The following is a 20,138-nucleotide window of genomic DNA, read 5'->3' as shown; positions in this document are numbered from 1 at the left end:
TATTGATTCTTAGATTTTATTGCAGTTCTGAGGAAAAAATTTATTAAAAATTACTAGTTTAGTCTTCTTCTTGGAGAAAGAAACCAACGGAAAAGATCCGCTCATTCTTGTTATTGAAGAATCTAATTTCAACTGATTGTGTGGAGAGAAGTGGGTTCTTAAAGAATTTCTTGGGACCGAGTTCATCAATTCTTTCGATAAACTGACGCTCTAACCATAACTCCGCATAGAGTTTTTCGGTATCATTCAAAGTCAGACCGATATATTGTTCACCGGGAGTATCACCTGGGACCAGTATAAAGGTGAATTCTTTCCCTTTGATTTTTCTCGTAATTGATACGGGTCCCGGTTCACTTCCTGGATCTTTAAATTCAGCCATCAGTCCTCGGTAAACAAGGTCGTTTTGATCTGAGGTCGAAATTACTACACGATCCTTCCAAACACGGACTAGGATTCGAAGATAGTTGGGATCATTTTCCGGAAGACTAGATTCGATAATTTTATCTGCGTTCTCAGAGGAGATTTTACTTCCTATGGATTCTAAAAAGATCACTTCTTTTATTGAAACGAACTTTAGAAATATCTCTTTGTTTCTTTTGATCGCAGTCTCAACCCTATCCATTTCTTCATCAGAAAGCTGACCTTCTACATATCGTAGTAAAAGTTCCTCGGAGATTTCCTCGCTTCCATCATATGAATGTTTCATAATATCGGTTTTACTGCAAAATCCTATGAAGATCTGAATTTTTTTAACTCAACAATGGCCCGATTGCAGAGGCTTGTAATGGTTCCAAGAGGCATTGCCATTATAACAGCGATTTCTCTGTGCTTATAACCTTTTCTACGATATAAAATGACCTGTCTGGAGGTAAAATCCAATTTTTCAATTAGGCTCTCAAATTCATTCGAGAGTTCTCGATAATGAGCTTCCGACTCCCCTTTTTGCCAAGCTTCCTCTGCTTGCTTTCCCATGACAATTTCTACTTCGTTATCCTGCCAGTCTGCGGCTTCTCTTCTTTTTAGAAGCTTTCGAAATTCATTACGAGCGACGTTTCTACCGATATTTTTTAAATATACTTTAAAGGCGATCTCCGATTCACCGGTAAACTGACGTAACAACCTAAAATCATCTTTAATTAATTCCTCTATAATTCTTTGGACAATATCCTCGGAATCACGACGACCAAAGGTCTGTATCACAATTCCATTCAACAGGCGATCATACGTTAAGAGGAATTCCTTCCAGCTTCTGGAGTTCCCCATCAAACAGCCGTTAATTATTGTTCTAAAATCTTTTATCATTCGCAAGTCACCATAAAAAGAATTATTGAAGGAATCTCTTTCAACCGTTATCTTTCGTCAAAGGCGGCAATCATAATATTGTAGGGTATTTTGTCAAGTCTATTCTATACTTTGCCATACTTCCCTAAAACTTGCTTTCATTATATTCTTAAAGACTGTTGAACCGATTTTTTGAAGAATTTTGGAGACAATTGTAAGGTAGTCGTCAATGGAATCGGAGAGATTTTGAGTTATATGGACTTCTTTTCTGAGCCTGGGAGAACGAATCCTCCCAAGGAAAGTAAATCGGTTATACCCACCTAACATTCGTAAGGCGATTTACACCGCGAACGCTATCGAGATTTTTTCATGATGTCCGTATTTTACTCGGAATTCTTTATGCACAGATTTATATATCTCCCGATTTACGGATCCTCATCCGTAGATAACTGCAACTTTCTCTTTTTCCGATAGTTTTTTATATAAAGTTGAATCATTGAAAGGCTTCCTTCTAAATCTGAGGAACGCATAACAAAGCCGATCAAAGTAGCCTTGAATATTTAATATAAACTTTTTCATGTTGAAGTTTTTTACTTGATTAGTTAGTGTATATTTTACACCTTAATCCATATTTTCAAAACTGACTACCAATTTTTTTAAATCCGATGAAAAAGAATGACACACATTCATATGAATTTGCCAGACCGAGCATCACAGTTGATTGTGTTGTATTCGGTATTGACGAAGATAAGCTTAAAATTCTTATTATTCAACGGGCTTTGGATCCGTTTCGAGGTCACTGGGCATTACCGGGAGGATTTGTAAGAATCGAAGAAACAATCGACGAAGCTGCCAGTCGTGAACTCAAAGAAGAAACAGGGTTAAAGAATATATTCTTGGAACAACTATATACCTTTGGTCAAGTAGATCGTGATCCCCGAGAACGTGTTATCTCTGTAGCATATTATGCCCTCGTAAATTTGCAGAACCATTCCGTGCAGGCTGCTACAGATGCCGAGAATGCCGGATGGCACAACGTGCAAGAACTTCCTAAGCTTGCATTTGATCACGAAAAAATCGTAGACGTAGCTTTGACGCGCTTAAAGGGAAAGGTTCGCTATCAACCGATCGGTTTCGAGTTACTCCCTCGCAAATTCACTCTTACACAATTACAGAGATTATACGAAATTGTTTTAGAGAAGAATCTTGATAAGCGAAACTTCCGTAAAAAGATTCTGCAATTCAATATACTCAACGCAACGAAAGGATTCGAGGAAAATGTAGCCCACAGAGCGGCCCTCCTCTACGAGTTCAACAAGGCGAGATACGATAGAATGGTAAAACGAGGATTTAGTTTTGACCTATGAGGATAATCTCTTACTATATTCAATCAAGATTCAAAGTATTTGGAATTATTTATGGATAAATACGACATCAATTCTTCCTCTTCAATTTCCGTTATAGGTCGAGCCTGGAGAACTGAATTGGAAATAAGGAAATTTCTCGATCATGCAAGAGGTTTCGACTTAGAATTTTATTTAAAAAAGAAAATCGAACGAATTAACGAATTCTTTGATACAGAACATTTAGATTCTTGTGTCATAGGACTATCTGGCGGGATTGACTCATCACTTGTTCTCGGATTACTAAATTTGGCATCAAAAGAACCTTGCTCCCCTATTAAAAAGATTAGAGGAATTACTCTACCGATTTTTAATATCGGCGCAACCGGTCAGCGAGAAGCTTTAAGAAAATTTGAACTTTTAAAATCGTATCCGAGTTTGCAAAATGAAAAGATAGAATTCTTAGAAAAGGATCTGACTCAAGTTCAAGAAAGTTATCTCAGACTCGAAGAAGGTCATTACAGTCCATTCGCAGCAGGACAATTGCTTTCTATCATTCGAATACCATTCCTTTACTTTCACGCTGCACTTCTGCAAGATCAAAACTATCGATCCATCGTAGTAGGCACAACCAATCGAGATGAAGGTGCTTACTTAGGATTTTATGGGAAGGCTTCTGATGGAATGGTGGATTTGCAACCCATAGCGGACCTACACAAGAATGAAATATTTGAGATCGCTAAGAGTATTAAGATACCGGAAGAAATCATTTGTGCCGAACCAACAGGCGATGTTTTCGACGGAAGAACCGACCAAGAAATGATAGGTGCAAATTACGAAGATATTCGCTTCTTTATCTTGCTCAAAGATTTCGGTCTTGATTTTCGAAAAATGATTCAGCTTCTTTCTTCCGACACGATTCGAAGTTTTGAAAATATAGAAGCTTTACATAAGAAAAACCTTCATAAGTACAAAGTCGGCCTTCCTTCGAGATTCGTAGATGTTATGAAGAGAGTTGTGGAAGGAGGCTGGTCATGATACTTCACAAAAAACCCGAACAATCCAAAGTTCCCGGTTTTTGGGCAATGCCATTGATAAAATTCCCTATTCAAATAGACTCTAATTTTTCAAAGGTGGCTACCTTAATTCCGGAAATAGATTATTGGAATCACTTTTTAAGTCCTGATACTTGCGATTCTCTTAGGAATCTATTTTCTGAATCAAAGATTTCAGCACCCGTTTCTATCAACGGCCTTCTGGACCAAGACTATGGAATCGGAAGTCAAAGGGCAACTGGATGGTCTCTTCAACTAGCGAATGAACTTTCAGAACTTATTATCCCTCACCTAAATGAAAAATTTTGTTCGGAGAAAACTCCTACAGATTGGTGGCAAGGGAATCCTAATAAATTTCCTATTTGGATTCCGGTTCAGGTCAGCCCACTTTTTCGTTTTATGAAATACGAATCAGGCGGCGAACACTATGCTCATTACGATGCTGGGTTTTTATATGAAGACGGGATTCATCGGACTTTAAAATCCTTTGTGATCTATTTAACTACCAATCAATCTGGAGCGACCCGATTTATTCGAGATAATTTAGAAAATTTCAATATATGGGATAGAAATCATTCGGATTGGGATAGAAGAGTTCTTAAAGAAGAAGTCCTGTCTGCCTTTTTACCGAGAGAAGGTTCTATATTAATTTTTGATCATAGAATTTGTCATGACGTTGACGTGTATTTAGGAGAAAGAGATCTTCCAAGAATCATTATTCGTGGAGATCTAATCTATAAAATGAAAACTTTATGAAAAACATGCAGACCTGGAAAATCAAACGAGACCCTTATTACAGTAAACTCTTTCAAGAAGAAGGATTAGACGCTACATTGAATGCAGGTTTTTTCGAAGATCTAAATTCAGACGACATAGATATTGAAGCCACCACATCTATTTTATGTACGCCTTATTCCTTTTTAGAAAAGCCTAAGACCAATAATCATTGTGTTCTGTTGCTTACGGGTGCTCTGTGTCCGATACATGACGGTCACCTTGAAATGATGATCATTGCAAAAGATTCTTTGGAAAAAGAGGGTTACCAAGTTTTAGGGGGCTATATCTCACCCGATCATGACGACTACGTAGGCCCTAAAACAGATTCATTTCTAAATATCTATGAAAGAAATCGAATCGTAACCGAAAAGATTGAAGAATATCCATGGATTGGTTTGGATCCGTGGAATGGCGTTTTCAATCAAACCAGTATCAATTTTACTGAAGTCGTTTTTCGACTCAAAAAATATTTGGAACGGAATGCAAAACTACAGACTAAAATCTTCTTTCTTTGCGGTGGAGACAACTTTCGTTTTGCAGAAGCATTCAAATATTCCGAAGACGGATGCGTTGTAATTACTCGAAATGGATATGAGGTTAATGTTAAGAATCAAGAATCCGTTTATCTTGCTCAAGGGAAAAATAGCAATGCTTCTTCGGAGATTCGAAAATCCTATCAGAAAAAGAATTATTATGACAAGAACTTAAAAGTCCGAGAAGATAGTTACCCAATTCCAGAGTTTCTTCATGATTTCTTTCAAGCAGTGGACGTAATTTCCCTCGAAAAACAAATACAAAAATTAAAATCAATGTCCACGACGAATATAATCAGCTTAGATCCTATGATTCGCTTAGAATACAATCTATCCATTTCCAGAATCTTCGACCTTCACGGACATAGGAAGCTTGGCTACAAGATGGAAACACTCACTCAGGATTCTAAATTAAAAGATCTATCTGGTCGTAGCGATATTCTCTTATACGATGATGATATTTACACTGGAAGTACAATGAGTGAAGCAAAATCCTATCTAAAATCTAAATTAGATATTACCATAGATGGATTTTTTTCCTTCAACATGAACCCTGAAAATTATGATCTACTGGATCCACGAGATCTTTACGCATTTAGTGCGGAAGACAACTGCGGTTTACTGGTCAATTTTGGAGATTTCCAGCAAAGAGTCCCGTATGCCTTTCCTTATGTTGATCCATCCATTCGTAGTTCCGTAAAAAACCCGTTTCAATTTTCAATCGAAGTCTGGAAAGAAAATCGAAATCATTTCTCGGCATATCCAGATTTGCGTTTAGGTGATTTTTCCTTTTATCAAAAATTATATTTAAAAATAGGTTTTGATTTAGAAACTTCAATCCAAGAAATCTTTGATTGGCATATTAACTTCTTAGAAAAACTCAATAAATAGTGGCTATATATTTAAAATGTACAAACCTTCTGCTTCGTAATACGTGAAAGTTCCTGAAATAATCAAAGACGATCCCGCTACCTGTAATTAGTTAATTAAAATAGAGTTAATAATGAAGGCGTTACTTGCTTCAAATATAAATTCGTCTGTAGGTGCGGCAGCTCAAATCGAAACATATCCGAAGAAGGGAAAGATCGAAAATCAAATTATAAATCTGAAGGCTATCTACAAATCTCCATCGGCAGAAATCGCTAAGAAAAGCCTTGATGATTTTGCAACCAAGTGGGACAGTCAGTATCCGATGATCAGTAAGTCTTGGAGAAACAATTGGGAATCGGTCATTCCATTTTGGCCTACCCACCTAACATTCGTAAGGCGATTTACACAACAAACGCTATCGAATCTATGAATATGGGTTTGAGAAAAATCATCAAGAATCGGGGTTCGTTTCCTAATGACGAGGCAGCAGTCAAGCTTCTCTATTTAGCCTTGAATCATATGTCTAAAAAATGGACCATGCCTATTCAAGATTGGGGAAAAACGATGAATTAGTTTTCGATTATTTTCGGAGATCGATTGAAACTGGATTCTTTTTAAGAAAGTCATTTACACAAGATTGCTGATACCCCTCTCTAAAATTGCTAATTTTCTCACGTCCTAAAAGCTCATGCATAAATCTATACTCTATTTGTTTCAATTCAGAATCAAAAATATTGTTCGAAAAATGTTGTTTTATTATTTCTAATTTAAACGGATGAGCCATTTTCATTTTATATTTTACGTTCTCCTTTAGGTCAGCGATGAAAGTGATTAATATTTTTTTTAACTGACTCGATTCAATTTCATGTTCTTGTTCTATAAGCGAAAGCACTCGCTCACGCATTAAATAATAGGCATTTTTATAAATAAAGATTCTCTTCATAAGCTGATCAAATCTTCTTTTTTCAAAGTTTGAAAAATCATTCTCATTTCTTATCAAATGGTTATGATTATTAAGAATAGATCTTTCGTAAAAACAAAGATCTTCTTTTCTTTCAAATACTATATCTAAAAACCCATAGTGATCAATCTCTCTAAAAAATTCACCCGGATTGGTTTCAGTCAAAAATTCAATCCGACATTCCCAATATGCAATAGTCTGTGAAAAGATTACTTCAACTTCAGAGATGGCCCGATTAATAGTGTAAATGAAATCATTCATGCTCATGTCCATATTTTTCTAACATAGTTTAATAAATTCCGACGGAGTTATTAACATCGCTTTCAACATTTCTCATATTCAAATTAGAATAGTATTCAATGTGTTTACTCTTGGCTGCACTAGACATTCCAAAATAATCATTAAGACTGATTAAATACTCTTGTTCTGCTTCCTTTAATAATCTGGTTCCAATTGAATTTAAAGAAACGTAACGCTCATTTATCACACTTACAATCGCTTTTTCTTTTAAGCTCGAAATAATTTTCGATGTCATCATTCGATCAATATTTAAAAAATTCGCTATATCGACTTGCTTTACTTCAGTTTTGATTTTTCGAATTGCGTATAAAATGTAATACTGAGTCAAAGTTAAATTAAATTTATCCAGTTTAACTTTAGCTTTTTTTTGCCAATCTAATGAAGTCTGCCACAATAAATAACCTGGGTCTTTAGATAGTGGATTTTTTAAATTTATCTTTTTCATTTTCCTTGACTACAAGCAATTGAAATTTAATTGTTGTCATGACAACATATTTATTGGTTCCAAAAAAATCAAGGGGAAATTTGCCTTTGGAAAATAAAAAAGAAGAGAATAATTTATTTCATTACAACGTTTCAGCCGGAATTGTTACTAATTCTTTCGAAAATGATTTCACATATAATTACATCCCAAAGCTGTCGAATTTAAAGCAGCTCATAGGCTATCTTAATAGCGGCTTAAGCATCCTACCATTTAAACTCAAAGACGGAAAAAACCACAAACTGTTAGAAAATTTTGATCACACAAATTTAGTTTTCTTTGATATTGATGAGGGGTTGTCATTAGAGGATGCGATAAAGATATTTAAAAATCAATGCATTGCAATCTATACCACAAGGAATCATAAAAAACCGAAAGACAAAACTATAAAAAAGAATGGAGAGGAAGAAAAAGTTCAAGTTACAGCGGATCGATTTCGAGTAGTTTGTGCAGTCAAAGAACAATTAAATATTTCAACTTTGAAACTTATCTTAAAAGCCGCAGTATCTCAATTCTTTCACGATACTCAATGCGTCGATGCTTCAAAAGGTTACTTAACTCATCGAAATTCGGAAATAATGACTTTCAATGAAGATAATCGATTAGATGTTAAGTCTTTATTAGAAAACGATAGCTCGAATTCCCATTTTAAAAAGTATATAAAACAATTAGTTACCGCACATGGTGAGTATTCTACTCCAAACGCGCTCATAGAAGACCTTAATATCAAATATGGAATGACTTTACCTTTTTTTCCGGGATCAAATAAAGGTGCCCCTAATTTTTTCATTAATTCCATTAATTCTGAAATAGAAAATGGGCTAATTTCTACCAAGTCTTATAAGTCTAGTACTATAAAGAATGGTAAAAATGCTAGTATTTTTGAGGAGGGCACTTCTAATGGATCCCGCAGCAAAAAAAAGAATTATCATAAGATCCGTGATTTAAATTTTCAATATCTCTTATCGAATTGTATGCTTCTCCAAGCTCCAAAATTCACGAATCACGGGGAATTAAGGCACATTCTACTCAATTTATTTAGATTTGAAGGGGGAAGGGAAAAGGCCCTTGAACTCTTCAAAGATAGACCGCATAATGAAAGAAGGAAAGGAAATTACTATGCAGAACTCATAAAGGATATTAGATCCAAAAATAGCCCTCCATCGTATTGTAGTAACTTTTGCAGTTACCATACAGAGTTAGGTGGTACCTGCAACAATTCAGGAAACTTGATTACGCTAGAAAATGAGAGCCGAAAGAGAGTTATTCTACTTAATAAAGATAAAAAATACCAATCAATTGAGGATGGCCGAAAAAAACTTAAATTATTATTCGAAAAAATTAAATGCGATAACAATAACGATATTACAATAATTCAAGCCCAAACAGGACTTGGAAAGACATCTTTAATTGAGGGAATAAAAGAAACTGAATATCAGCAGATCATTGTTGGACCTACGTATCGACAATTAGAATCCGTTAATATTGGTGTCCTTTACCCAAAGTCTCCATTATTTCTTGAGAAAAAGATTCGTTGTTACACCGAGATGGGAATTTCTAGATTAAAGCTTCTAAAAAATCCCACCTTCATTAATTCCTTAAATGAATCTGAAAAGCAAATTGCAAGAAAATACATATCAGATGTGGAAGCAGCCAAAAATTCAAAAATATTAAAAATAACTCATGAACGATTTTTAACCGATCCAGACATTGTCAACGAAACCAAAGTAATTTCAAATATCTGGATAGATGAGGATATTATCGAATCATTGCTAAAAATAAATTCCATAGAGATCAAAGATTTAAAAAAGTATAAAAGTTTTATAGAAGAAAAAATCAATGAAACCGATTTTTGGACTCCCTATTCATTACAATTTATCGATCAATTTCTAATGGATGAAAATTCTGGGGAAATAAAAACAGTTGATAAATCCCTTGTTTACGAGATAAAAGAGCGAGATTCCGATTTATTAGATTCACTTGCAAACACCATTGCAAATCAAAATAGATGGAATAGCGTAGAACTAATAGACGAAGAATCAAATCCAATTCAGAGTGATATCCTATCAAAACATTTTTCTATAAATATTTTCAAACTATTTAATGCGGAATACTTCCTAGTAATCGATAAGAAAATACATTTTATAACTAAGCGCAAACTACCCAGTAATTCCAGTATAACAATTTTGTCTGCCTCTATTAATGAAGATGAATATAGAACACTTTTCGGAGATAGAGTTAAATACTATAAAATCGGAAATATCAAGCCACGAGCAGAATTAATTCAATTTAACAAGTGGAGTTTTTCCAAAACTTCGATTGCTTTAAACTCAGACAGAAAGGACACGTTAGAAAGTTTAATTGAAAAATCTAATATAACTGGGTTTAAATTAATTTCATTCAAATCAATTTCTGAAAAATATAAATCCGATGTTTATTTTTACGCTACGGAAGGAATTCGAGAATATGCCGGTAAGAATATAGTAATTATTGGGACTCCATTTCCAACTATTCCGTATCTAAAGCTTAGAAGTAAAGTTCTTGGATTTAATACAAATACAATTCGAAATTTTAACGAGATAAATAATTTGGAAGTAATTGAATTCAAGGATTATAAATTTCAATATAAGGTATTATCTTCAAATCCTCAAATTAGAAAAATGCAACTTATGTTTACTGAAAAACATTTAACTCAAGCGATAGGTAGAGCCAGGATATACGAACATAATTGCAAGGTTATCCTTTTTTCAAACTTTCCGATTTCAGATTTCAAACAATACAATACAAATAAAGTTTTGGAAATTTCAGAGTCATTTATTAATAACTAGAATCGTCACCGCGAAAAGTATACGTACTTTATTGTTGTACATAGATAAAAAATAAAAATCCATGTAATCAAGAACCGGTGAATTGCCTGGATGAAAAGCTGGTCAATTTACGCTGTGAGATTCGCAAACCGATTCCAATTCGACCCGGGGCGTTATCAGCAATCTTGTGTAAATGACTTTCTTAAAAAGAATCCAGTTTCAATCGATCTCCGAAAATAATCGAAAACTAATTCATCGTTTTTCCCCAATCTTGAATCGACATAGCATATTATTTATTCGTAATTTTATAATGGAATATTAAGTCAATCTGACAATTTTTTATTGAAATTCAGAAAACCCATTCCTTAAATTTAATGTGACAAGATCATCCTCCATAGCTTTCGTTTTTGATCACTAATCCTATCAATCCATCCTTGATTAAAATACCTGTCCAATTTCATTTTCTGTCCTTCAAAGCAAAGGCTCCAATATGTTTCTATTTTTAATTTGTTTAATATCAATTTTTTCCTTTTAGCTCTTTGAACTTCGATAAATCTGTATCTTGATCCCCGAGTTTGAATTTGAAGAACTTCACTCCGCATTCTAAATTTTTTAGTTTGTCTTGATATTGCAGCTTTCCATAAATAACCGGTTTCTTGAGGGAATATCCAATTATTTAATCTTTCTAGAGTTTCGTATTCGAGTACCCGCCATGCGTAATCGTCATTGTAGAGTCTTTTAAATTTTGCTCTTTGATCAGTGATCAAATTTTGCCAGCCATCATTAGGTAACAGATTATCTTTTTTTAGAATTCTATTTCTAATTCGACTTTTATTTTTGATGAGGCAACTAGACCAAGTAGCCGGTTGTTTGGAAGTTAAATTCCTATTCTCAGCTTTTTCTACTCTGTCCATTAATCTTCCCCTAAAAAGCATTATGAGTCTTAATATTTTGTAAGGAGGGAAATGAGACTGGATAGAATTCACTTTTCGTTACTTCCTAATTTTCTTAAGTTCGACGTTAGCCTCTTTTCCTCTAAACTTAACAATTTCAATTGCTAAATTAATGATCTCTTTATCTGAATAGTGTCGAGCTACGAAAGAGAGAGCTTTATCGACAGCATAAATATTATCAAGCGAACCCTTATCCTTTGTTCTATGGGGATCAACTAATTCAAACTGAGTGTTTAATTCAGTTAATATTCTTCCAGACAATGCACACTTTCTTTCTTGCCGATTTAGTATTTCCCAGAATTCCTTAGCTCCAAAACGAATCTTTTCAGTGTCTTTTCTTTTTGTTTTGAAATTTCCCATTGCAACCCCTTATCAATTTATCCCGTTCTTTTTTTGTAAGTCCGTATTTGCTTTTAGAACCAACCTGAGTCGGTATCATAATAACTTTGATATTCTTACTTTGTTCCTTATAATTTAAAAAATCACTTCGATCGTAAGTATAAAGGACATCCGGTAATATAGGAATAAGCTTCTGAACCTTTAGCTCAAATTCATCAAAGGCTTTGGTTTTAACTTTTGTTACTTTTGCAATTCCGAGTTTCGCCCAGCGTGATAATATTCTTATTAATGGTTTTCTATCTTTTAAAAACTTCCATTCCTCACTATTTACATAGCTTTCGGATTCATGGTTTACCTTGTTCCAAAGCATATAGGATAATGAATTGAAGTATTTTTCTTTTAGTCTTCTATGCTTTGGTCCGTCAATCATGAAATCCAGATAGTCAATGTGTGCCTGTCTTAACTCATAGAATTCGTTTTTCTCTAGTAGATTACGGAACTTTACATCGATTCTTTTCCTTGAATTACTAAAATCTCTACGAATTCTTCCATTTGGAGTGGGTGGTATATACTTGAAGGAATCCACTGTTTTAAGCAAATATTTAGAATCCGAGTGCTTTATACTGGAATTAGGCTTAATCCTATATTTAGTCTCTACTTTCCCCAATTCCTTAGTTTTTTTAGAGCTAAGATGAACCTTTTGATGACTACTAACTCGTAGTAACTCTTCTACTCCATATACTCGAATAGCTTTTAACGCAGAAAATTCATTAAGATACAATTGTCCACTCTCTGGTTTAAAATAACTGTATGATGCTAAGAAAGAATATTTAATAGAACGTTGAGTTCCTTCACTTACTTGATTTGATATTCCATTTTTGCTCCAGCGATTCTTAGCCCATACATTCCTCTTTCCATCTTTAGATCTCGCTGAATGATTTACTGATCTAAAGTTTCGATTGTATCTTTCCATCCAGGGAATTCCCTCATCAGAGCATAGAGGCGCATTCTGTGGCAAAAAATCAAAGAGAGGTTGTAGAGTAGTTTGTTTTTGATCAGGAACAGAAGTTAATATAATCCCTTTACCTTTAATCGCTATGGTATGGATCAAACTTCCAATCTGATACTTACCTTTCTGTTCTGCTACTCGATCACTGAGGTAGATACTAGCTGTTTGTCCTGTATGTTTCTTTCTAGCTAAATGTCCGTTGCTTCTCATACTAGGTGTAGCACTGAATAGAGCTAAAGTATCCGTATGAACTACGGGCTTACCCTTAATAATCTTGCTCAAATCGCCTGATTCTGGCAAATTCCTACCTTTCCAGGACTTACATATATCCTCTACCATTAAAGCCTTTATAGATGGTATCATTTCAGAGAGGAATACCTGGAGCCTCCTTTTAAGAAGAATCCCAGTATTATTACTGACGCATAGTTTCCTTTGTATTTCAGAAGCTGATAGTCCTAATGGAAACCTTTGTACTGCTTCTACTAAGATATAAGAGAACGTCCATAACGGTACTTTTAGATGATGCAATGAAGTTCCAACAGTTCTCGATCCATGATAGTTACACTCTGGACAAAGAATAGCATTCTCACGAGTAGAAACTTCTTTAGTTAAAAGAACATTACAAGTAGGACAAGTCTTTGGGTAAAAATTAGTTAATAGAGCCTTAGTTAAATTGGTGTAATAGTCAATGTTGATATGAGGGAATTTAGAGTTAAAACGATCTTTAGCTGTTAGAGACTTTACTTTAGGTGATTTAGTTTTGGTAGAAGGCTTATTTTTAGTAAAAGCTTGGCTGTCGTCTCCGACTACGAATTTCTTGTTTTGATGAACAGAGGAAAAAATGGACTCGCCAAGGACGTTTCGAAGAAACGGATTGGTGAGTTGGTTTTTTTCGTTTGGGGAATCTAAACAAGAAATTCGTAGTCGGAGACGACAGCCAAGCAATCTATAGTTTCCGGGGAACGGCGCCGGAAGCGTTCTTAAGTTTCCAAAAACTCTTCCAACCTTGTAAGGTCCATTTTTTAAACACAAACTATCGTTCTCTGCCGGAAATCATCCGAACGTCCGCAATTCCGATCCTAAAAAATCGGGAAAAAATCGAAAAAGAAGTTCTTCCTTCGCGCACAGGAAAAGCTTTTATCGGGAAAATCCTCATGGAAGAAACCGCCGATCTGATTCCTTTCCTATTTGGAGCGATCCCCGCCTCCGCAGGAGATTTGAAAATTTTATGTCGATCAAATTTTAGAATTTCCGAATATATCAGAATTGGAATACCGGATCGATATCTGATGACGATTCACGCCAGTAAGGGTTTGGAATTTCATACGGTTTTTGTGGACGTCGCGGACGGCTGGAACGCCAGATACGATTCTCCTTTGGAAACGATCGAAGAGGAAAGGAGAATTCTCTATGTCGGTTTATCAAGAGCGAGGGATCGTTTGTTGATTTTGGGAGCGGCCAAAAATTCGAGAAGAGAAACGATCGAAAACGAATTCTTCCATTATTTCAAAAAACTAAAAAAGATAGAACCGGAAGATTTGTCGAAATAAACAACGCGACTTCGATATAACCGATGCGAAAGCGATTGAAGCGAGATCAACAAATTGGAACGACGAAAGAATTTCATTTTTCGGACATTCCCTCAATTTGTTGATCAGAGCGGAAAGCGCGGTCCGGTCTTGGCAAAGCCAAGGCCGGATTCGCCCAAACTTTTTTAAGTCGAATTCGCGTTCAATAGAATGTATTTTTTTCTTCACCAATCGATCGGAAAATAATCCTTTAAGAATTTACCGCACCAATGTTTTCCGGTGAGAATTCCGTCAAAGAACGGATCGCAGACCCTCGCCGCGCCGTCGACGATATCCAACGGAGGTTGAAAATCGTGGAGGTCCTGTTTTTTTTGGGATAACTCGATCGGGTCCTCGTCGGTTACCCAACCCGTATCGACCGCGTTCATATAAATTCCGTCTTTTGCAAAATCGATCGCGGAAGTATGTGTAAGCATGTTCAACGCGGCCTTTGCCATATTGGTATGAGGATGTCTGTCCTCTTTTTTAAAACGATGAAATTTTCCCTCCATCGCGGAAACGTTTACGATATGTTTCAGACCCGTATTTTCCCGTCGCATAACGGACACAAGGCGATTGCAAAGTACAAAAGGAGCGACCGCGTTTACAAGCTGGACTTCCAACATCTCGGAAGTTTGGATTTCGCCTAACTTAAGTCTCCAACTGTTCGTTTTTCTAAGATCGACTTGTTGAAGATCCGCGTCCATTTGACCTTCGGGAAAAACCGTCTCCAATTCGAAAGAATTATCGTGGGAATAAGGCATTTGTGAGAGTTGTGCGGAAGAACGAATTCCCACTCCGGGAATTTTTCCGTTCCAACCTACGGGAAGCGCGGCCTCGTTCGCAAGGTCGGTTCCTCCGAAAGATTCGAGTTTTTCCTTACAATCCCTGTGAAGTTTCAGAAGTTGCGACGCCTCTTTTGGTATATCATGAAAATATAATAGTTCGAGTTTCATAAGATGAGTGTAAAATCCGGGCGGCCTACGAACCGTCTGGGCCGCGTTATTGATGAGAATATCCAAACGATCCACGGTTTGTTCGATATAACTCGCAAAAAGTTCCACACTCGGAGTATGTCTTAAGTCCAAACCGAAAATCTGAAGTCGATCGGACCAATCCGCAAAGTCGTCTTCTTTAGAAAAACGTAATGCTGCATCCACGGGAAAACGAGTCGTGGCGATCACGGTCGCACCGGCCCTTAATAACATCAGAGTCGCTTGATATCCGATCTTCAATCTGGAACCGGTAATCAGCGCGACTTGGCCGTGTAAGGACGCGGTCTGAAATCTTTTTTTGTAATTCAATTCTCCGCATTCCGGACACATGGCGTCGTAGAAAAAATGAAGGCGCGTATATTCCTTTTTGCAAACGTAACAATTGCGAGGCGAGGAAAGTTCCGGCGCGTTCTCGCTTTTCCATAAATCGGTTTGATCGGCAATTTGCAAAGGCGCTTTGAATACGGAGACAGTTCGCGCGGTTCGAATCCCGGTCGCCGCCCTCGCTTTTTTTTCCCGTGCGACGATCTCTTTTTTTCTGGAATGTTTGATCGTTTTGTTTCGAATTCGAATTTCGTTCCGATCCGGACGGGAAATTTTTCCGGCAACGATCATCAACGCGATTCGTTCTTTTTCGGGAATGGAAGTAAGCAGTTCGGGATTTTCCGTCAGTGATTCCAGAAGTCGGATGCAGTTCGCGATCTCTTCGGGAGAAAGGTCCGCTTTGTTGTTTTCAGGAGAATCGTTCATAAATCGGAAGATATCAAAACGGAATTTGAAATCAAGGACGTGTGTTCCCACTATACCGGAAAAAACGATCGAAGGATCAACTCAATTTCCAAGTTAAAATCGTTCTTTTACTTTTTTAAAAACTTTTTCAATTTCAGAGTTAAGCCGCTTTTTTAGGAACCAATTCAAAAGTGAAATGTTCTCATCGACGTTTCTCAAACCATATTTAGGATGGAATCATGAAACGGATTTTTTCATGCACAATCTTAATCGGAACTTTTTTAATCGGAAGCACAATCTATGCGGACAATATCGATGAGGCTTGTAGCTTTGAAGGCAAACGTTTGTATGGAAGAATCAAAGTTGTAAGTAACTCCCCCGATATACGAGTAAAAGTGGTAACCTCGTCTCCGGACCTAAAAGTAAAAGTGGTAAGTTCGTCGGCGGATTCCTGCGGAGAATGGCAGATGACGGATTCGTTTCCGGATCTTAAAATCCAATTCGTGGACAATTTTCCGGATATCAAAATCAAATACGTGACGTCTTTTCCAGGGGTCCAATGAACCTTCCTTTGTTATTTTTAGAATCCGTTCCAAGATCCTAAATGAATTCTAAATATATCTCTGTCCCGATCGAAAAACCTACTTCTTTCGAGACGGAGGTTTCAAAAACTCTATGGGATCGTTTGATATGTCATCGTATAGTTCGAACATTACTTGCAAATTTTCTAATTTACGAACGAAAAAGATCCTAATCAAAAACGTTCACTTAAACGATTTTCAATCCTACATCCGGTTTTTCCTAGATTGAATTTTTCTTTGCATAAAACTCCGAACGTAGGATATGGACCAGCAGAATCCTTTCGAACCGTCTTCGAATCTTAGAAACGGACTCGAAACGAATCCAATACATAACGTAAGAAGAGAAACAATGAAAGAAATTATAAATTGGTTATCCACCCCCGAATCCAGAGCCTTGGAAGCGAAGGAACTTATAGAAATCGTAAACCGCAAAATGATAGAGACGGGAATTCCGGTTTGGAGATTTTTTACGAGTATTCCCACCATGCATCCGGAAGTGATGGTGAGATCGCTCATCTGGACGAGAGGAGAGGAAACACAAGCCGTATTGATTTCACACGACGGACTCAAACAACAACAATACAAGGACAGTCCTATCTATCTCATTCGAGAAGAAGAAAAGGATTTCATTCGTTGTAAGCTGACCGGTCCGGACGCCGATCTTTCGTATCCGATCTGCGTCGACTTACGCGAAAAAGGCGGAACGGATTATTGTATCTTCGCCTCCGTTTTCGGAACAAACATTCGAAGTGCGATTTCTTGGAGTACGGACGCGCCCGGAGGATTTTCGGAGGAGCAAATCGATTTCTTAAATTCGATTCGAAACGTTCTTTCCTTACGTTTGGATTTGGAATCCAGAAAATTCGCGATCAACGAACTTTTGGAAGTTTATCTCGGTTCCAACGCTTCCAAAAGAGTTTTATCGGGAGAATTTAAAAGAGGATCGGGTGAAACGATCTACGCGGCGATTCTTTGCGCGGACCTACGGGACTTTTCCTATTTGAGCGAAAACAATTCCCCTAAAAGAATCGTGGAAATTCTGGACAATTACTTCGAACTCACCGCACAACCGATTCAAGAAGAAAAAGGAGAAATTCTTAAGTTCATCGGGGACGCGATCCTCGCCGTTTTTCCCGCGGAAGAAGATCCGCATAAGGCGTGTTTGGCGGCTCTAAAAGCGGCGCAAAAGATTCAAAGTTCCGTAATCCAATGGAACGCCGATCATCCGGAGTCTCCGATTCACTTGGGTATGGCGCTCAACGTGGGCGACGTAGTTTACGGTAACGTAGGCGCTAAAGACAGGCTCGATTTTACGGTGATCGGTAACGCGGTCAATCAGGCCTTTCGAGTCGAATCTCTTTGCAAAGATTTCGGCAGGAGTATTTTGACCACGGAGGAGTTTGTAAACAAGGCCGGGTTGGAAAATTTCGAATTCGTGGGTGCAAAACATCTCAAAGGAATCACCGGAGAAAGGAACATCTATTCGCCCAAGGATCCGAACGAATGAGTAAAAGATCCCTCGTCGAAAAGAATCGGACGGTTATATCGAAAACAAAATACTAATTTTGATCTTCGCTAAACTAAAAAAGGCGGAACAACCCGCCTTTCCGACTCGAAAGTCCATTCAGTTTTCTGAATAGACTTTCATTCGATTCTAAACTTAAACTCAGCCCGCGGAGTATTGGTCCATTAGAGATTTTGCAATGACTCTGAGGGCCATCACTTCTTCGGCGCCTTCAAAAATGGAGAACACTCGAGCGTCCACGAAGTAACGGGAAACCGCGTATTCTTCCGCGTAACCCATACCGCCGTGAATCTGCATCGCTTCGCGGGTCACCCATTCCGCCACTTTGGAAGCGTAGAACTTGATCAGAGTGGCTTCCATCTGACCTTTGTGATCGTCCAAAAGATTGGCAACGTGATTTGCAAACTGACGAGAAGCCTGAAGAATCACAGCCATCCTTGCGATTTTGTATTTCGTTAAGTTATATTCGTAGATCGGTTTTTGGAATACGGATCTCTCTTGCGCATAACGTAGCGCCGCTTCCAACGCGGCTTGCATCACACCGTGAGCGCGAGCTGCGGTTTGGATTCTACCGCCCGCAAAACCTTCCATCTGAAAATAAAATCCTTTTCCTCTACCGGCTTCTCCGCCTAACAGGTTTTCTGCGGGAACGAAGTAGTTGTCAAAGGAAACTTCGAACGAGTGCATTCCGCGGTAGCCGATGGTCCCGATCGCTTTTCCTTCGATCTTTCCGCCTTCCGGTTGAGTGTACGTAAATTCGTGACCGGTAAAACTCGGCTTTTCGGCGAGAAGAATCGAAAGGCCCTTGTGTTTTAGAGAAGGATCGGATTCGGTTCTACAAAGAATCAATAGAAGATTTGCATAACCCGCAAAGGTGCACCAGGTTTTAACCCCGTTGATCACCCAACCGCCGTTAGTCGGTTTTGCAGTTACGGAAACTCCGGCAACATCGGAACCGTAGTTCGGTTCGGTCACCATGATCCCCGCCATTTTTTCTCCGGTTGCCAGAAGCGGAAGCCACTTGTCTTTCTGTTCTTGAGTTCCGCCTTTGAGAAGGGCCTTGGACATGATCTCGGGTCTTGTAATCAAAGAGCCTGCGATCCCCAAACCTCCTCTGGAAAGTTCTTCGGTAACGACTAACATGGAAAGGTTATCCGGTTTATCGTTGGGTTGAATACCACCGTAAGACTCGGGAATACAAAGACCGAAACATCCCATGTCCTTGAGTCCCCCGATGATGTCTTCGGGAATGATATCGTCGTGTCTATGAACGTGTTCCGCGTGAGGCATCACAACGTCTTCCGCAAACTTCTTAAACGTTTCACGAAACATCTCGTGGTCCTCGTCCAGACCGTAAGCGCCGAAGTGGCCTTTGGCGACGATCTTATCGGCGATCCGGTTGTAGTTTTGGATCGCCATCGCGTTTTCTAAAAATCGATTGGTTTCATCGTTGAAAATTTTGGAAACGAGGTCGGAGGCTTTGATTCCGTATTCGGAAGGACGGGAACTGATTTCGGAACGAACGTGATTTACGGTTTCAGCCGCGAAAACTACGGCCATCTCTTGTTCGAGATCTCCCGTTCCTCGGGACGCGTCCCAAGCATAATCAATGAACTTTTCCGCGATTTTTTGTTCGGAAGTAAGCCAAGCGATTTGGTATTGAACGAGTTGGTTCTCGTCCATTTTCTCAACGGAAACTTTTCCGTTTACGTTGCAACGTGCCGCAAGGGCCTTCGTAACTTCTTCGATAATTCCTGCGGAAACGGAAAGTGCTTTTTTAGCGGTCGCTTGATCAACGACGGTATGGGTTGCGCTCATGGGTTTTTAATCCTGAAGTAAAAAATTCGAATCTGATCACTAGAAAATCAAAACTTATCCCTCTGTCATTTGCTTTTTGATCCGTCTTCACGAGAACAATCGACCTCAAAATAAGGCCTGGATCGCACTTAAAAGATTTGTGTTTTCGAAATAAGTTCATTTTCTTACGAATCAAAATAACGTTAAGCAAATGCAAAAAAGAATGAACAAAAC

Annotated in this window: 16 protein-coding genes and 2 pseudogenes; 9 read left to right on the top strand and 9 right to left on the bottom strand. The window is 37.8% G+C overall.

Annotated elements, in window-relative coordinates:
* Window positions 1-58 precede the first annotated feature (58 nt).
* A complete protein-coding gene (locus tag LEP1GSC060_RS14865) occupies window positions 59-706 on the bottom strand; it encodes a hypothetical protein (protein WP_003006664.1) in 648 nt (215 codons plus the stop codon).
* 23 nt (window positions 707-729) lie between these two features.
* Complete coding sequence (locus LEP1GSC060_RS14860) at window positions 730-1,302, bottom strand: RNA polymerase sigma factor (RefSeq protein WP_003005976.1); 573 nt, start codon at window positions 1,300-1,302, stop codon at window positions 730-732.
* A 644-nt stretch (window positions 1,303-1,946) separates the two neighbouring features.
* Here LEP1GSC060_RS14860 and LEP1GSC060_RS14850 point away from each other — a divergent pair.
* From LEP1GSC060_RS14850 to LEP1GSC060_RS19620, 5 genes and pseudogenes are all read left to right on the top strand, one after another.
* Window positions 1,947-2,648: an NUDIX hydrolase gene (locus LEP1GSC060_RS14850; protein ID WP_003006374.1), complete on the top strand. Its 702-nt coding sequence runs from the start codon at window positions 1,947-1,949 to the stop codon at window positions 2,646-2,648.
* A gap of 51 nt (window positions 2,649-2,699) precedes the next feature.
* The gene (gene nadE / locus LEP1GSC060_RS14845) at window positions 2,700-3,662 is read left to right on the top strand and encodes an NAD(+) synthase (protein ID WP_003006559.1); all 963 of its coding nucleotides are present in this window, start codon (window positions 2,700-2,702) and stop codon (window positions 3,660-3,662) included.
* A complete protein-coding gene (locus LEP1GSC060_RS14840; RefSeq protein WP_003005893.1) occupies window positions 3,659-4,435 on the top strand; it encodes a 2OG-Fe(II) oxygenase in 777 nt (258 codons plus the stop codon). The genes nadE and LEP1GSC060_RS14840 overlap by 4 nt, the downstream gene beginning before the upstream one ends.
* Window positions 4,436-4,440: 5 nt before the next feature.
* Window positions 4,441-5,880: a nucleotidyl transferase family protein gene (locus LEP1GSC060_RS14835; protein WP_230458339.1), complete on the top strand. Its 1,440-nt coding sequence runs from the start codon at window positions 4,441-4,443 to the stop codon at window positions 5,878-5,880.
* Between the two features lie 211 nt (window positions 5,881-6,091).
* Window positions 6,092-6,432: pseudogene (locus LEP1GSC060_RS19620) on the top strand (transposase); the annotation flags it as partial.
* A gap of 7 nt (window positions 6,433-6,439) precedes the next feature.
* On the opposite strand, the gene LEP1GSC060_RS14820 reads toward LEP1GSC060_RS19620, so the two are convergent.
* Both LEP1GSC060_RS14820 and LEP1GSC060_RS19010 read right to left on the bottom strand, forming a co-directional pair.
* Window positions 6,440-7,081: a hypothetical protein gene (locus tag LEP1GSC060_RS14820; RefSeq protein WP_155119694.1), complete on the bottom strand. Its 642-nt coding sequence runs from the start codon at window positions 7,079-7,081 to the stop codon at window positions 6,440-6,442.
* Between the two features lie 28 nt (window positions 7,082-7,109).
* A complete protein-coding gene (locus LEP1GSC060_RS19010) occupies window positions 7,110-7,565 on the bottom strand; it encodes a helix-turn-helix domain-containing protein (protein ID WP_051061442.1) in 456 nt (151 codons plus the stop codon).
* 86 nt (window positions 7,566-7,651) lie between these two features.
* Between LEP1GSC060_RS19010 and LEP1GSC060_RS14810 the strand changes: the two genes are divergently transcribed.
* Window positions 7,652-10,429 carry a hypothetical protein gene (locus tag LEP1GSC060_RS14810; RefSeq protein WP_003005854.1) on the top strand — a complete coding sequence of 926 codons (2,778 nt, stop codon included), beginning with the start codon at window positions 7,652-7,654 and terminating at the stop codon, window positions 10,427-10,429.
* 350 nt (window positions 10,430-10,779) lie between these two features.
* Here LEP1GSC060_RS14810 and LEP1GSC060_RS14805 read toward each other — a convergent pair whose 3' ends face one another.
* The 3 genes from LEP1GSC060_RS14805 to LEP1GSC060_RS19005 form a co-directional block, all read right to left on the bottom strand.
* Window positions 10,780-11,322: a permease gene (locus tag LEP1GSC060_RS14805; protein ID WP_230458338.1), complete on the bottom strand. Its 543-nt coding sequence runs from the start codon at window positions 11,320-11,322 to the stop codon at window positions 10,780-10,782.
* A 78-nt stretch (window positions 11,323-11,400) separates the two neighbouring features.
* Window positions 11,401-11,721 carry a hypothetical protein gene (locus tag LEP1GSC060_RS14800; RefSeq protein WP_036096558.1) on the bottom strand — a complete coding sequence of 107 codons (321 nt, stop codon included), beginning with the start codon at window positions 11,719-11,721 and terminating at the stop codon, window positions 11,401-11,403.
* A complete protein-coding gene (locus tag LEP1GSC060_RS19005; RefSeq protein ID WP_003005805.1) occupies window positions 11,687-13,654 on the bottom strand; it encodes a hypothetical protein in 1,968 nt (655 codons plus the stop codon). Before LEP1GSC060_RS19005 ends, LEP1GSC060_RS14800 begins: the two co-directional genes overlap by 35 nt.
* Between LEP1GSC060_RS19005 and LEP1GSC060_RS14790 the strand changes: the two are divergent.
* Window positions 13,630-14,259 (top strand): annotated as a pseudogene (locus LEP1GSC060_RS14790) (3'-5' exonuclease); the annotation flags it as partial. The gene LEP1GSC060_RS19005 and the pseudogene LEP1GSC060_RS14790 sit on opposite strands and share 25 nt — an antisense overlap.
* A gap of 203 nt (window positions 14,260-14,462) precedes the next feature.
* Here LEP1GSC060_RS14790 and LEP1GSC060_RS14785 read toward each other — a convergent pair.
* The gene (locus tag LEP1GSC060_RS14785) at window positions 14,463-16,022 is read right to left on the bottom strand and encodes an SDR family NAD(P)-dependent oxidoreductase (RefSeq protein WP_003006293.1); all 1,560 of its coding nucleotides are present in this window, start codon (window positions 16,020-16,022) and stop codon (window positions 14,463-14,465) included.
* Between the two features lie 218 nt (window positions 16,023-16,240).
* Here LEP1GSC060_RS14785 and LEP1GSC060_RS14780 point away from each other — a divergent pair, with 218 nt between their 5' ends.
* Window positions 16,241-16,564 (top strand): 7(1) septoil knot domain-containing protein, encoded by a 324-nt coding sequence (locus tag LEP1GSC060_RS14780; RefSeq protein ID WP_003006382.1) that lies wholly within the window; start codon window positions 16,241-16,243, stop codon window positions 16,562-16,564.
* Window positions 16,565-16,931: 367 nt separating this feature from the next.
* Entirely contained in the window at window positions 16,932-18,089 is a 1,158-nt protein-coding gene (locus LEP1GSC060_RS14775; protein WP_051061446.1) for an adenylate/guanylate cyclase domain-containing protein, read from the top strand.
* Between the two features lie 159 nt (window positions 18,090-18,248).
* Here the strand turns inward: LEP1GSC060_RS14775 and LEP1GSC060_RS14770 are convergent, their stop codons facing one another.
* On the bottom strand, window positions 18,249-19,925 hold the full coding sequence (locus LEP1GSC060_RS14770) for an acyl-CoA dehydrogenase family protein (protein WP_003006566.1): 1,677 nt from the start codon (window positions 19,923-19,925) through the stop codon (window positions 18,249-18,251).
* Between the last annotated feature and the right edge of the window lie 213 nt (window positions 19,926-20,138).

Origin of the sequence: Leptospira weilii serovar Ranarum str. ICFT (assembly GCF_000332415.1) — a bacterium.
In the GTDB taxonomy this organism is placed as follows: domain Bacteria; phylum Spirochaetota; class Leptospiria; order Leptospirales; family Leptospiraceae; genus Leptospira; species Leptospira weilii_A.
Note: the sequence above shows the minus strand (reverse complement) of the source record. Positions and strands in the feature narration are given on the sequence as shown.